Origin of the sequence: Alteromonas sp. CI.11.F.A3 (genome assembly GCF_032925565.1) — a bacterium.
GTDB lineage: Bacteria > Pseudomonadota > Gammaproteobacteria > Enterobacterales > Alteromonadaceae > Alteromonas.
Genome location: NZ_CP136708.1, coordinates 3822574 through 3835875 on the forward strand (window position 1 = coordinate 3822574; position 13302 = coordinate 3835875).

The window sequence follows — 13302 nt, forward strand, 5'->3', positions numbered from 1 at the left end:
TTACCAGTCAGTAAGCGCCGCCATGGTGAAAAGCTCTTCTTCAAAACCTAATACCACCTGCTGCGCTTCAATATTGACAATCTGCACCTTATCGTCAATCCAATCGCCTTCAGTCATTTGTATGCCATTCACTCGCACCCAACGATCATCAGGTCGTGATGCGTACATATGCGCACTGAAATTCATAGAGGGCAACCGCGTTAATAGCCGCACAGGCAACTGATCGACACGCTGAATGTTATCTCGTACCGTCACTTTCGTTTTTGGTTCAAAATCATCATTCTCGGCTTGGGTATCTAGTGCTGCCACCGCTTGATTGAATCGGGCTAAAAGTTCTGGTGAAACTTCAATCTTGTTTTCATCTTGAACGTTCTGAGAGTTCAGTACCCGCCCTTCTTGTTCAGCCGCCGCTAAATCGAAGGTATCATCAGCGTCATTTTGATTCCCCGAAGAAGCTTGGTTTCCCGTCCGTGCGTTGCTTTGCGCCGCCTGAGAGTTTGGGTTGGTATTAGAAGCTTGCGCGATACTATCTGAACCAGCTTCTTGCGAAGCAATTTCTTTAGAAGGTGGGTTGCCGCTAGTCGTTGATACTTGATCAGATGCATTAGGCACCATTGGCGGCATATTCACTGGCGCTGTTGTTTGCCCAGCTCCTTGTACATTTTCTTGCACACTTCCTTGCCCATTTGCTTGCGCAGCTGTCTGTAAAGGAGCCTGTGCTGACTGTTGTGTAGGCTGTTGTTTAGACAACTGGGTGCCCTGCTCCAAGGTAACAGTCGTGTTTGAGGCTTCAGGTTGAATAGATTCCACAACCGACGCCGTAACCGCAGGCCACCATTCACCTCGCGTAGCAACCAGAAACCCTAAGCATAAACCACCTGCGACAATAGCAGAGTAAGTCGCAAGCTCTTTGCCGTATACCTTCCACATGGAAGGCAGCCCTTGCACAGTAGGCAAAAACAAACTGCGATTAAATTGGTCAGATAGCGTTTTGTCGAACTTTGCGCTGGTATCATGTTGGCCACGTAATAACGCTTGGGTTTGCGTGCGATGCCCAGTTCCGGCTGTAGTTGCAGGCGCAATTTCTACCGTTTGGTCAGGATCTATTTCTATTTCCTGAACACCCATTTCTGCTAAGCCTTCCACCATAGCATCGCTAGATACCAAGCCTGATTTTCGAATTTTAACCGGTCCGTTCTGTTGCGTTATTCTAACAATCACCATGCCGGGCTTTAGGTCACTAATACTAAGTATATTAGACATATAAACTCCCTAGGCCATAGCCACAGAACACAGCCACCACAAATGCGCTCGCAAGCCACCATTTGCGATTACCTTGCATACGCTGGCTTACCACATCTTCACCAAGAATTTGCTGTGCTGCGGCGAGGAAAATAGGCTTTTGCACTACGGCATGTTGTTTGGTGAAAGAAAGGGTTAATGCTCTATCACAAAGCAAGTTTATAACTCTTGGAATACCACCGGTTATTTGATGCACTGCCCGTAGGGTAGATTTGCTAAAAATACTCGCATCACCATGCGCAACACTGAGCCTATGCGCTATGTAAGCACTAACTTCTGGAGCGGTAAGTGGCAATAAATGATACCGCGCGGTAATACGCTGGGCGAGCTGTCTGAGCTCGTTTCGCTTCAACAGTTGCTGTAATTCTGGCTGGCCAATTAATACTACTTTTAATAGCTTTTCACGGTTAGTTTCTAAGTTCGTGAGTAACCGTAATTGTTCCAACACTTCTGGCAATAAATGCTGCGCTTCATCAACCATCAACACCGTATTCATACCTTGTTGGTGATTTTCTGCCAACTTAGATAAAATTAAATCGGTAAAGTATTTTAAACTGGCTTTCTCTTCTTGATACTGTAAACCTAGCTCATCACACACAGTGGCGAGTAACTCCAGCGCAGAAAGCGTTGGGTTTAAAATCATTGCGACTTGGGTATTATCGGGCAATTGCTGCAATAACTTACGAGAAACCGTGGTTTTCCCTGTACCTACCTCGCCGGTAAGCATAACAAAACCGCCACTTTCACTTAGCCCAAAAGTAAGGTGAGCTAACGCCTCTTTGTGCCGCGGGCTCATATAGAGGTAATCGGGGTTTGGCGCGATTGAAAACGGATTATCGCTTAACCCAAAGTAATTCAAATACATGGTATTCGCTGTTGAAGTTGAAAACGCGATTTAAACTACCAGAGCGTGAACAGAAGTCAAAGTGTGCTTATGTAAACTGCTTCTGTAATAATACCCATTGGCTTAAGAAAATTTACGATATAGAGGTTACATGCAGGTTTATTTAGTTGGCGGCGCGGTGCGCGACACCCTATTAGGGAGAACAGTCACCGAACGTGATTATGTGGTGGTAGGAGCAACACCAGCGCAAATGCTAGCTAAAGGCTTTACCCAAGTAGGTAAAGACTTCCCTGTATTCTTACACCCTAAAACCTCGGAAGAATACGCACTTGCCCGTACCGAGCGTAAAATGGGCAGCGGCTATACTGGCTTTGAATGTGACGCTTCTACCTCGGTTACTTTGGAAGAAGACCTAAAACGCCGCGACTTAACTGTAAATGCCATTGCCCGAGACCAAGACGGCGAACTTATCGACCCCTATCATGGCCAACAAGATTTACAAAATAAAGTGCTTCGTCATGTTTCAAACGCGTTCAGTGAAGACCCTTTACGGGTATTTCGCGTAGCTCGTTTTGCCACCCGGTATGCCTATTTAGGCTTCACCATTGCTGAAGAAACCTTAAGTCTGATGACCGCCATGGCCAAGTCTGGTGAGTTAACCAGCCTAAGTGCAGAAAGAGTATGGCAGGAAACCAAGCGAAGTTTGCTTGAAGCGACACCTGAGGTATTTTTTAAAACCCTAAAGGCATGCCATGGTCTAGATCACTGGTTTGCAGAATTTAGTAAATCTGAAAGCGCCTTTGATACTGGAATTCGGGCACTTCAACAAATTCAAACACGCACTCAAAGCCAAGGTTCCAATTATACAGCCCCGATAGAAGTTCGATTTGCTGCGCTTTGTTCAGGCTTATCACTTAATCAAGTTCAACAGCTGTGTAAACGATTAAAAGTACAGAATACGGTAAGCGACATTGCCGAAATGGTGAGTGAGCACAAAGCCTCACTTATTGGTAACGATAAACTAGAAGCCGAAACCTTGTTAACGGTGTTTAATAAAACCGATGCATGGCGACGACCTGAACGCTTTAGCCTTTTTCTCAGGGCCTTGCAACCTATTGCGGTGCAGCAGTTAAATACAAAGCACGTCGACACCGCAAATTCGTTGCGTTGGTCAGAACGCGAAGCCTTGATATCTCACGCGTTACTGGCAGCGAATACCGTAGATGTACAACAGATTATTGCACAAGGATTTAAAGGCCCAGAAATTCGCGAAGCACTGAACAACGCTAAATTAGAAAAAATAAGCGAACTCCTTTTATAAGCCAAATTTATAACACGCTTTAGTAAATGACCTATTACGTGTTTTTTTTCTACGTTTTGTACCATAAATGCTACAATACGCCCCATTCAATATAAGCGTTTTTATACTATGACTTTCGAAGATCTCGAATTAGACGAAGAACTCTGCCACGCAGTGGCAGATATGGGCTATGAGACCCCCACCAGCGTACAATCTTTGGTTATCCCCCATGCAATGGACGGGCGCGACATTTTAGCGTCTGCGCCTACTGGCACGGGTAAAACTGCCGCGTTCTTGTTACCGGTTTGTCAGTTTTTACTCGACTACCCGCGAAAGCAACCCGGTTCAACCCGCATTCTTATTCTTACGCCTACCCGCGAGCTCGCGCTACAGGTGTATGAACAGGCTGTTGAGTTAACCAAACACACTGACATTGTTAGCGGTGTGATCACCGGTGGCATTAACTATGGTACCGACAGAGAAACCCTTAGCCAAAGCATTGATATTTTGGTGGCGACTCCAGGGCGTTTGTTCGAGCACATTCAAAATGAAATGGCCGATTGTCGCGATATCGAGTGTCTTATTCTTGATGAAGCTGACCGCATGCTAGACATGGGTTTTCGCACTATTGTTAACCAGATTGCGAGTGAAGCTCGCTGGCGCAAACAGAACATGCTATTTTCTGCCACCTTAGAAGGCGGCGGTGTAAGTAAGTTTGCCAAAGACATCCTGCAAAACCCTGAAGTGATCGAAGCCTTTCCGTCACGCAAAGAAAAGAACAAAATTCATCAGTGGTATCACTTAGCTGATGACTTAAACCATAAAAAGGCATTACTTGTTCATATATTAAAAGAACAAGCGACGACTACGGTTGTGTTCGTTAAAACCCGTGAACGCCTGCAAATGCTAAAAGACTATTTAGCATCGCAAGATATTATGGTGTGTTGGTTACAGGGTGAAATGCCACAAGATAAACGCATGGCAGCCTTAACGCGCTTTAAAAGTGGCGAAGTGCCAGTACTACTTGCCACCGATGTAGCCGCACGAGGTATTGATGTACCTGAAGTTAGCCATGTTATTAACTTCGACATGCCACGTAAAGCAGACGTTTATGTTCACCGCATTGGCCGTACCGGCCGTGCTGGCGCCAAAGGCACTGCAATTTCGTTGATAGAAGCCCACGACTTTGAATTTATTACCAAAGCAGCACGCTACACCGAAGAGCCAATTAAAGCCCGTGTTATTGCAGAACTCCGTCCGCAAAATAAAGCTCCCAAGATTGGCCCAAGAAAGAAAAAGCTAACCGCGAAAGACAAAGCAAAAGCCAAGTCTAAAGCGAAGCCAAAGAATAAAACCAAAGTACGCACCAAAAAGCGCTAACGCGATAAACTGATGCGTGGATAAGTGATGCTACCGTCTGCGTGCTAGACGATGACGAGATTGGCGAAGGCAAGGTTGGCGCGGGCAATCTGGTGTATTGGCTGCTCCGCAAACACGCGGTAAATACATCCCAGTACGCTCCGCCGCCGCCCCCTGCGGCGGAGGGTTTGCTACGCAGCCAACACACCTACTTGACCGCACTAGCTATCGTCCGGCAACACTGAATTCTAGGTTTACTACATCAGCAAACTAGCCAAAAATTAAATTTGTTAAGGTATTTTTATGACTTTTCCTCAAAAGATAGTGCTCGCGTCTGGTAATCAGGGCAAGGTGCGTGAGTTCACCAGCTTGTTTGCTGAATACGGTGTAGGCGTTATTGCGCAGAAAGAATTGGGCGTGAAAGACGTGCCTGAAACGGGCACTACCTTTGTTGAGAATGCCATTATTAAAGCTCGTCATGCTGCCAAGGTAACAGGTTTACCCGCTATTGCAGACGATTCAGGTTTAGTGGTTGATGCTCTTGGCGGTGCGCCAGGCATTTATTCTGCCCGTTTTGCTGGCGAAGACGCTACCGACAGCGACAATATCGATAAGTTACTATCTGAGTTAGCCGGTTCTGATAATCGCAAAGCTCACTTCTTTTGCACATTGGTGTTTATGCGCCACGCTGACGATCCCGTGCCGCTCGTTAGCCAAGGTAAGTGGGAAGGTGAAATTCTTAATGCACGTGAGGGCGATGGCGGGTTTGGTTACGATCCTGTGTTTAACGTGCCGTCTCACAACTGCACTGCTGCTCAGTTAGATAAAACTGAAAAGAACCGTATTAGTCATCGCGGAAATGCCCTAGCTATATTATTAGAAACCATGAGAAACACCTTTGCGTAATCCTCCACTAAGTTTGTACGTGCATATTCCTTGGTGCGTACAAAAATGCCCTTACTGCGATTTTAATTCACACGGTTTAAAGTCTGCACTGCCTGAAAAAGAATACGTGGCTCACCTCCTTGATGACTTAGCCACAGATGCTAAGCGCATTGGCGATAGGCCAATTGAAACGATTTTCATTGGCGGTGGCACGCCTAGCTTATTTTCAGCCGAGGCGATAAGCGACTTAATTAAAGGGATTCGCGAGCGCGTGACATTAGCGGATAACGCTGAAATTACTATGGAAGCGAACCCTGGCACGGTTGAAAGTGGACGTTTCGCGGGCTTTTACCTAGCTGGGGTTAACCGTATATCAGTGGGCATACAAAGCTTTCAGCCTGCGCATCTAAAAGTACTTGGGCGCATCCATAACGACACGCAAGCAATAGAAGCTATTAATCAGGCGCATAGCGCTGGACTGCCCACGTTTAACCTAGATTTAATGCATGGTTTGCCAGATCAAAGTGTGGAAAATGCCATGTCTGATGTAGACAAAGCGCTGGCGTTATCGCCTTATCATTTGTCGTGGTATCAACTCACGATTGAACCGAACACACCATTTTATTCTCGCCCTCCTGAATTACCCGATGATGATATTTTGTGGGATATACAAGAACAAGGGCATGCGCGACTAAAAGCGGCAGGTTACGAGCAATATGAGATTTCTGCTTACGCAAAAGCTGGGCATCAGTGTCAACACAATCTCAATTACTGGCGTTTTGGCGATTACTTGGGTATAGGCTGTGGCGCGCACGGCAAAATTACAGATATCGCCACAGGTACTATTACGCGTACGGTCAAAATTAAGCACCCACGAGGCTATATGGAAATAAGCCGCCCTTATTTAGATACTGAGACACTTGTACCTGCTGAAGACTTACCTTTTGAATTTTTCATGAACCGCTTTAGGTTGGTAGAGCCCTGCCCTATTGAGGATTATACCGCGCTAACTGGTGTTGAACTGACAAAAGTATATCAAGACGCTTTGGATGATGCACAGGCACAAGGACTGCTTGAGATTACCAATACCCATTGGCAGGTAACCGCCAAAGGCAGACGCTACTTAAATAGCTTGTTATCTTGTTTTGTATAGATGGAATCTAGGCTGGATTGGCCTCGCTTAATACGAGGCTAACCACTATTGCGTTTCAGCTGGAGAATGGGAAGTAATAAGGTTATACGGTTGCATGGCCGGAATTGACGTGCGCAGCTTTTCTTCAGCCTCATCTAAGCGCTTTAACTTGTTACAAATCCACTCTGCTTTATTTCGCAGACTTGTTGCTTTGCTATTCATATCCCTTTCGAGCTGTTCGCCTACTGTGCCTAATTGCCGGGTAATTTCAGCCACTTTCTCACTGTTTACTTCATCGCTGTTGGTATTAATTCCACTTATCGCTGACAAGATACCGCCTACCGAGGTGGAAATAGCCTCCTCTAGCTGCGCTTCAATTTCACTATCAACAAAGTCATCTACACTTTCTAGAGAGCCTGGGCCAATAAAATAGTGATTACTAGCATGTCTAAATTTATCTTTAACTCTTACTTTTACTCGCTTCATGGCGCTATTCAAACGTTCGTAGCTATCGTGATCGCTTCCTACTAAGCCTAGGTAAACACTCTCAATAGTATCAACGGCTAAGTCAACGCCTTCGGTAGCTAACACAATCATTTTAGGCACCACATAATGAAGGCCGTGCGCGTACTCACTCAACCACTCGCTTTGTTCAGCAGTAAGGGTTTGCCAACGCCCATCTATAAAAAGTTGGGTTTGGTCGTTAATTTGCACTCGCGTGCGGGACTTTTCCATAACGCGGAGCTGGGTGTCGTTTACAGCTAAGCCGTAAGCAAAATCGATGTTGCACGTAATTTCCGCCGAGGCTGGTTTAATCCATCCAGCAAAAAGCACAATGCCTACAATGCCTAGTAAAAGGCGTTCAAAATATTTCATGAGAGTATTGTGGCTAGCTTACACGCAAATAGGAAGGTGACATGAGTCTAAACTGCGAAAAATCAGGGTGAAGTATCAAGGTAAACATGGATGCCTGTTAGCAATAAGAAAAGCGCACATTATAAGTGCGCGCTTTTACATTTCCTACCTTACAACCTTCGCACTATCCTAAAGTATAAAGCGAAGGTTTGAGCACATTCACTAATCGTTTGTGTACGTTCGCACCAATCTCACGTAAATAAAGCGATCTTTCTCTTTGATTGAATGGCTTGCATTGAAGAATGCCACTACCCAAGCTCTATCTGGATCATCAACCGAAGGTGTTGATGTCCAAAAGTCATCTGGCGGTGTTTCTGGAAACATTGTGCTGTTCACAGCGGGGCGTACACAGTCACGCTCAACAATGGTGGCAAGTTCTTTAACATTTGGTAATCGCCAACCTAATAAGTCTTCGTCACTGGCCGCTTGCGCTAACTTTAATGCTTGCTGCCACGTGTACTTCACGGCTTCGCCATCACAAGTAGAGCCGTCCCACGTTTGGCCTTCCGCACAGCGCTCCCACACTAGGTCGGTTGGCTCATGTAAAACTGTACTACTGGTGATGGTGGTAAAGTCTTCATCCGGTGTGGTTTCAAGCCCATCTGACAAACAGGTTTGTGCTGAAAGGCTAGTCGAAACTAACAAAAGAGAGGCTGCTATTGGTGCTAATACAGGTGCTAAGATTTTCATGATTATCTCCCCGCTCTTACTAAGCGCACTTTTGCCGCCGAGGATTTATTTAAAAAGTTATCTACCCCAGAATCGAAATCCAGCGCCCATGCATTTTGCGCATCATCGCTATTTACGCCGTCGGCGCTAGGTACAGACGTCCAATACCACACTGGGTTTGCTGAAAGTACGCCGGTATAAGGAAAGTAGTCTTCATCAATGGTCATGCTATCAGAGATGCCTAAATGCATGAGCGAGAAAAGCTCTTGATGGGTCGGCATACGCCAGTCGTAAAACCCACATAGCCCTTGGGCATTAAGTGCCGTGACATAGGCTTGGGTATTACAACTGGTCAGCGAGCACACCGTATCGCTACCGCTTAAGTCACCTTCATAGCCACCATTAACATCGTCGCTATACCATGAATAAGTGTAGTCTTTATCTTGCAGTGTGCCGTCGTCGGTTTTCACTTCCCACACTAAGCCCGTTACGTTGTCGCGTACGCATGACCACGTATCTGCACTGGCATCCTGTTCATCACCATTGGCATTTAAACGGGTATAATCGAAGCCCGCTTTGCCCCTTCCTGCTTTCTCAATTAATCCATTTTGCTCAACAACATCTGCGCCACGTTGCCCATCTTGACCTGGCCACTCATTTTGTTGAGCTTCAGTCAGCGCATTATTAGTTGCTTGCTGCAACACGCCAGTATCATTAATTAACGGGGTGGGCATGGGGCGTACGCCCACATTAATGGTGTCTTCTACTTGATTACCGTTGGCATCGGTCACGGTTAATGTGTAAGCCACTACGGTATATTCAGTTACCGCAGGCGCGATAGCAAAAGTAGATAAATCATCTTCATCGTCTATTGCTTGAATGTCTACGTTTTGGCTTAAGGTTGCTGCATCTGCTGCATTAACAGGTAGCGTTGTTGAAGATACGTTATTGCTGCGCTCCCAATCATAAGTAAGCGGTAACGCACTTGGAATACTGGTACTGGCATCGCCATCTAGTACGATAGCTTCACCGCTGAATACGCCTTGCGAAGAACCTGCGTCAACCACGGGTAGTGTATCTGATTCTGACTGCACAAAAATAGTCACAGACTCCGTGTCGGTGGTGCCCTCGCTGTCGGTGACTGTTAGTTCAAAACTTAGGGTCTGCGCATCATTGGCAATAGGCGTGACTATGGTAAGGGTTGATAAATTCGTTTCTTCACCGGTAATAACGTTAGTGCCGTCGGTTTGCGACCAGCTGTAATCAGAGATGGATGCACTTTCGTCGGCGGCGTCATCATCGGTACTGCTACTACCATCAAAAATAACCTCTACGCCACCAGGGAAATTATTTGCGTCTAGTCCATCCCACTCAGGTACTTCAATAATCGCCTCTGGCGCAATATTAACAGGCACTACAGTAATAACCGTTAAATCACTGGCTTCGTTACCCCCAGTGTCGTTCACCGTTACCGTAATCGTATATTCGGTGGCACTAGATACGCTTGGCGCTTCAAAGCTAGCAGCAGAATCGCTCGTGTCTTCGTGCGTGATAGTTAATGAAGGCGATGCAGACCAACGATAGGTATACTCTTCATTCCCGCCACTCACTACCGCACTCAATGAATAGCTTGCGCCCTCGGTAACCGTTGCATCGTCACCGGCGTTAATCACTAAGTCACTATTGCTATTGCTACCGCCACTGCCGCTATCTGAATCACCGCCTCCGCCGCCACATGCTGCTAACATAAAAACCGTAGCGGCTAGAATGAAATGCTTTGTCGAAGCAATAGCTTTTGCTTTCGCCTCTAAAGGCCATAAAAAGGGTGAGAGTAGAAACTGGAAAAACGTTCGCATAATGACTCCGGCAACACGGGGAACTGCAGCCACGTGTCGATTAACTCGAATAATAAATGGGGGATTGGTTCGCACGTTACTTGTAGCGATTAAAGTGAATATTAGCGGGCGAGCTGATTACGCTCTTGTGCTTCCGTCATATGCACTTGTATGGCTTCAAGTTGCTTTTTACCAACCGCAACATCTGTCATGTCGTAAATCATCATACTGATGTACTCAACATTTCCTGTAGCCGATATTAATGGCGACAGTGTGATGTTTTGATACATAAATGACTCACTACCTGTAATCGGCCGGTAGTTAGGAAACTTAAATAAATAAGGGCGCTGTTCCCAGGTCATAAAGGCTCTGGTTTTTAGCTCAAATACCGGTTTAGACTTTTGCTTAAACCAGTCTTCTTTAATGGTAGGAAATAAATCAAAAAGCGACTTATCACGAACGTCACTGGGCAACATACCACTATGACTTTCCATGAAGCCGTTCCAGACTTGAATTTTAAACTGTCGGTTTAGCACAACGATGCCAACATCAACCGTTTGCAGCATATCCATCATCCAATGGAATTCGAGTAAATCATCCAAATGCTGGCTCATTAGAAGTCCTCCAACAAGTGGGCAAGTTTCGAATTCATCATTTTCATCGACTCTTCTGTAAATAACAAAATCAAATCACATTGAACATTGTAACCTTCTAAGCCATAGCTTAGCTCGATGGCGAGGGTTCGTTTCCATCGAATCTGATTCATACTGATAATTTCAGTAATGGCTCTGTGCTGCCCTAAAACAATAGGATGTCCTTGGCTGAAGTTAACATCCATTTGTGTTGCTAGGCCAGTAAGGCAAGTGCCAATAAGAATACTGGCCGCATCCATTAAAAGCTCTAGCTGAAGCTGATCATCCACTTCGCCTTCCACATTTAAAATTTTTGCCACATCTTCAAAGCTAGAGTCACTCAAAATACAAATGGCTTCGCCACTGATTCCCGGCCCTAAAAAGCCCTGACACACGGCGGTAACTTGTTCATGACTTTCAATATCTGAAAGCATCATGTGCAATTCAGATACTTCAATAAGGTTTACGTTGGGGATAGGGAGTCGAACGAACACGTTCATGATACGCGCCAAGTGGTCACCGGCTTGACCCATGGCGATATTCGTTATTTCTTGGTAGCAGTCACGAATGTCGGGATCTAAAGGTGCGGCTTCAACGACAGGCTCTGGTTCACTGTGCAGGATGTCAAATTTATCGAGCACTTCAGCAAGGGTTTGAGGCGATACGGGCTTACGAATAAAGTCCAATGCCCCCAAGGCTGTTACTCTATCGTAGGCTTCAGGTTGAATATCGCCTGAAATTACAATGACCTTCGTGGACAAACCTTCGGCTTTAATTGCTTCTAGCGTGCCATAACCATCAAGTATAGGCATGTTCAAATCAAGCAGCAGTAAGTCACCTTTTCCTTCTTTAAGCGCGACGAGAGCTTCCTGGCCATTCTTTGCAAAATGCACAGCAACTTCCCAGTCCTGAGGCAAACATTTTGCAACTTGTTTTCGAGCGACTAATGAGTCGTCACAGACGAGTACAGAAAACATTGAATAATCTTACCACCTAGCTTTTTGATAACAGTGAAAATTACAATGTGTTGTAATCAATACTGTATCGGCGTTAATACTTCGAACTGAAGCGATAAATTTTGACGGTTCATATATTGACCTGACACGTCGTAACTAACAATAGCACTTTCGAATGAAATGCTTTTATCCATTGTAGTCAATATTAAAGCGATGGTGAGAGAAAACTAAATAATAATGGCAAAATAATAGCGGTAAATATGCCGTTCACACATAAACCGAGTGTTGCCATGGCAGCCACTTCATCGCCCATGTGTAGCGATTTCGCGGTTCCTACTGCATGGGCAACAGTCCCAAGTGCAACACCTTGAGATTGAGTATCGGATACCTTAAAAATACGAAAAACACTTGTTGCCGCAATGGCGCCAACCACACCGGTAGTAATCACAAACACAGCAGCAAGGGCAGGAATCCCCCCTATTTGAGCTGATGCTTCCATGGCCAGAGGTGTGGTAATAGACTTGGCTAACATGGTGAGTTGAATACTGATTGGCGAGTTGAATACCCACAGCGCTGCCCATGCCAAAATAGGCGCTACAATTCCGCCAGCCATAATGCTTAGCAGCAAAGGTAAACCATAGTGACGCAAGCGCTGCCACTGTCGGTAAATCGGCAATGCCAACGCGACGGTGACTGGACCTAACAACCAATGTAGCAAGCCAGCAGATTGCTGGTAATGGGTCATAGCTGTGTTGGATAGATACACAACCACCCCCACACTTAGCGCCGTAAAAATAAGTGGGTGAGAAATCGGGTAACGGTAATATTTTCGGTTTATGGCTAGCCCAATCCAATATAAAAGTAGCGTGATTGCAAGCCAAGCAATACCCGAAAGCGTAGCGGCATTTCTGATAGCCTCAATCATTTTCACTGCCCTTTTTTACGTCCTGTTGCTCGGTGCTTTGTTCGGCTATTTCTTGGTTGGCAGGTACTTGCGAAAAGTGCCCATGACGTGAGGCAAGTAGCTTTTCTGCTATTTTAGCGCTAATCCCCAAGCTAATGCAGGTAGTGAAAACGATGGCGATCCCAATAGCCCACCCGTTTTGTGCTATCTCTTTCCAATATGCGCTAACACCAAGAACCGCAGGTACAAACAATACCGACATATGACTGAGTAAGGGGGAAGCGGCACGCGCTACAAGAGGCTCTGCTTTAGGGACGATAAAAAGCACGGCCAGAAGAATGAGCAAGCCAGTAAGCGCGCCAGGCAATGGCAGCCCTGTTGAGGAAGACAGCCATGTCCCGAGGTAATAACACCCAAGTACTAATATCGCGCCGGTTATCCATTTTTGTAGTCCAACCATCACACTTCTTGTTCTCCTGAAAACACGGTAAATCTGTAGAAGAAGCACTTACCTCTTACCGAAAACAGTCTATCGGCTGAATGAATAGGACGCTAGTAAGACATTGGTC

General features: G+C 45.8%; 13 protein-coding genes. 4 read left to right on the forward strand and 9 right to left on the reverse strand.

Annotation, left to right across the window (positions count from 1 at the left end; translation table 11 throughout):
* The gene (locus R1T43_RS16460; RefSeq protein WP_317350389.1) at nt 1-1263 is read right to left on the reverse strand and encodes a general secretion pathway protein GspB; all 1263 of its coding nucleotides are present in this window, start codon (nt 1261-1263) and stop codon (nt 1-3) included.
* A complete protein-coding gene (locus R1T43_RS16465) occupies nt 1256-2167 on the reverse strand; it encodes an ExeA family protein (protein WP_317350390.1) in 912 nt (303 codons plus the stop codon). Before R1T43_RS16465 ends, R1T43_RS16460 begins: the two co-directional genes overlap by 8 nt.
* Nucleotides 2168-2297: 130 nt before the next feature.
* On the opposite strand from R1T43_RS16465, the gene R1T43_RS16470 reads away from it, so the two are divergent.
* The 4 genes from R1T43_RS16470 to hemW all read left to right on the forward strand — a co-directional run bounded on the left by R1T43_RS16470 (nt 2298) and on the right by hemW (nt 6843).
* Nucleotides 2298-3467: a CCA tRNA nucleotidyltransferase gene (locus R1T43_RS16470; protein WP_317350391.1), complete on the forward strand. Its 1170-nt coding sequence runs from the start codon at nt 2298-2300 to the stop codon at nt 3465-3467.
* Nucleotides 3468-3575: 108 nt separating this feature from the next.
* Entirely contained in the window at nt 3576-4826 is a 1251-nt protein-coding gene (gene srmB, locus R1T43_RS16475) for an ATP-dependent RNA helicase SrmB (protein ID WP_317350392.1), read from the forward strand.
* Nucleotides 4827-5108: 282 nt separating this feature from the next.
* Nucleotides 5109-5711 carry an XTP/dITP diphosphatase gene (locus R1T43_RS16480; RefSeq protein WP_317350393.1) on the forward strand — a complete coding sequence of 201 codons (603 nt, stop codon included), beginning with the start codon at nt 5109-5111 and terminating at the stop codon, nt 5709-5711.
* On the forward strand, nt 5704-6843 hold the full coding sequence (gene hemW / locus R1T43_RS16485; protein ID WP_317350394.1) for a radical SAM family heme chaperone HemW: 1140 nt from the start codon (nt 5704-5706) through the stop codon (nt 6841-6843). Before R1T43_RS16480 ends, hemW begins: the two co-directional genes overlap by 8 nt.
* A 45-nt stretch (nt 6844-6888) precedes the next feature.
* Here hemW and R1T43_RS16490 read toward each other — a convergent pair whose 3' ends face one another.
* The 7 genes from R1T43_RS16490 to R1T43_RS16520 form a co-directional block, all read right to left on the reverse strand.
* Nucleotides 6889-7698, reverse strand: a complete 810-nt coding sequence (locus tag R1T43_RS16490) for a DUF2884 family protein (RefSeq protein ID WP_317350395.1) — start codon at nt 7696-7698, stop codon at nt 6889-6891.
* A gap of 201 nt (nt 7699-7899) precedes the next feature.
* A complete protein-coding gene (locus R1T43_RS16495) occupies nt 7900-8427 on the reverse strand; it encodes a DUF1566 domain-containing protein (protein ID WP_317350396.1) in 528 nt (175 codons plus the stop codon).
* Between the two features lie 2 nt (nt 8428-8429).
* The gene (locus R1T43_RS16500) at nt 8430-10154 is read right to left on the reverse strand and encodes a DUF1566 domain-containing protein (protein ID WP_317355898.1); all 1725 of its coding nucleotides are present in this window, start codon (nt 10152-10154) and stop codon (nt 8430-8432) included.
* A gap of 209 nt (nt 10155-10363) precedes the next feature.
* Nucleotides 10364-10855, reverse strand: a complete 492-nt coding sequence (locus tag R1T43_RS16505; RefSeq protein WP_057793560.1) for a PAS domain-containing protein — start codon at nt 10853-10855, stop codon at nt 10364-10366.
* A complete protein-coding gene (locus R1T43_RS16510; protein WP_211069776.1) occupies nt 10855-11850 on the reverse strand; it encodes a response regulator in 996 nt (331 codons plus the stop codon). The genes R1T43_RS16505 and R1T43_RS16510 overlap by 1 nt, the downstream gene beginning before the upstream one ends.
* A gap of 184 nt (nt 11851-12034) precedes the next feature.
* Entirely contained in the window at nt 12035-12754 is a 720-nt protein-coding gene (locus tag R1T43_RS16515; protein ID WP_317350397.1) for an LrgB family protein, read from the reverse strand.
* Nucleotides 12747-13193 (reverse strand): CidA/LrgA family protein, encoded by a 447-nt coding sequence (locus R1T43_RS16520; RefSeq protein ID WP_317355899.1) that lies wholly within the window; start codon nt 13191-13193, stop codon nt 12747-12749. Before R1T43_RS16520 ends, R1T43_RS16515 begins: the two co-directional genes overlap by 8 nt.
* Nucleotides 13194-13302 lie beyond the last annotated feature (109 nt).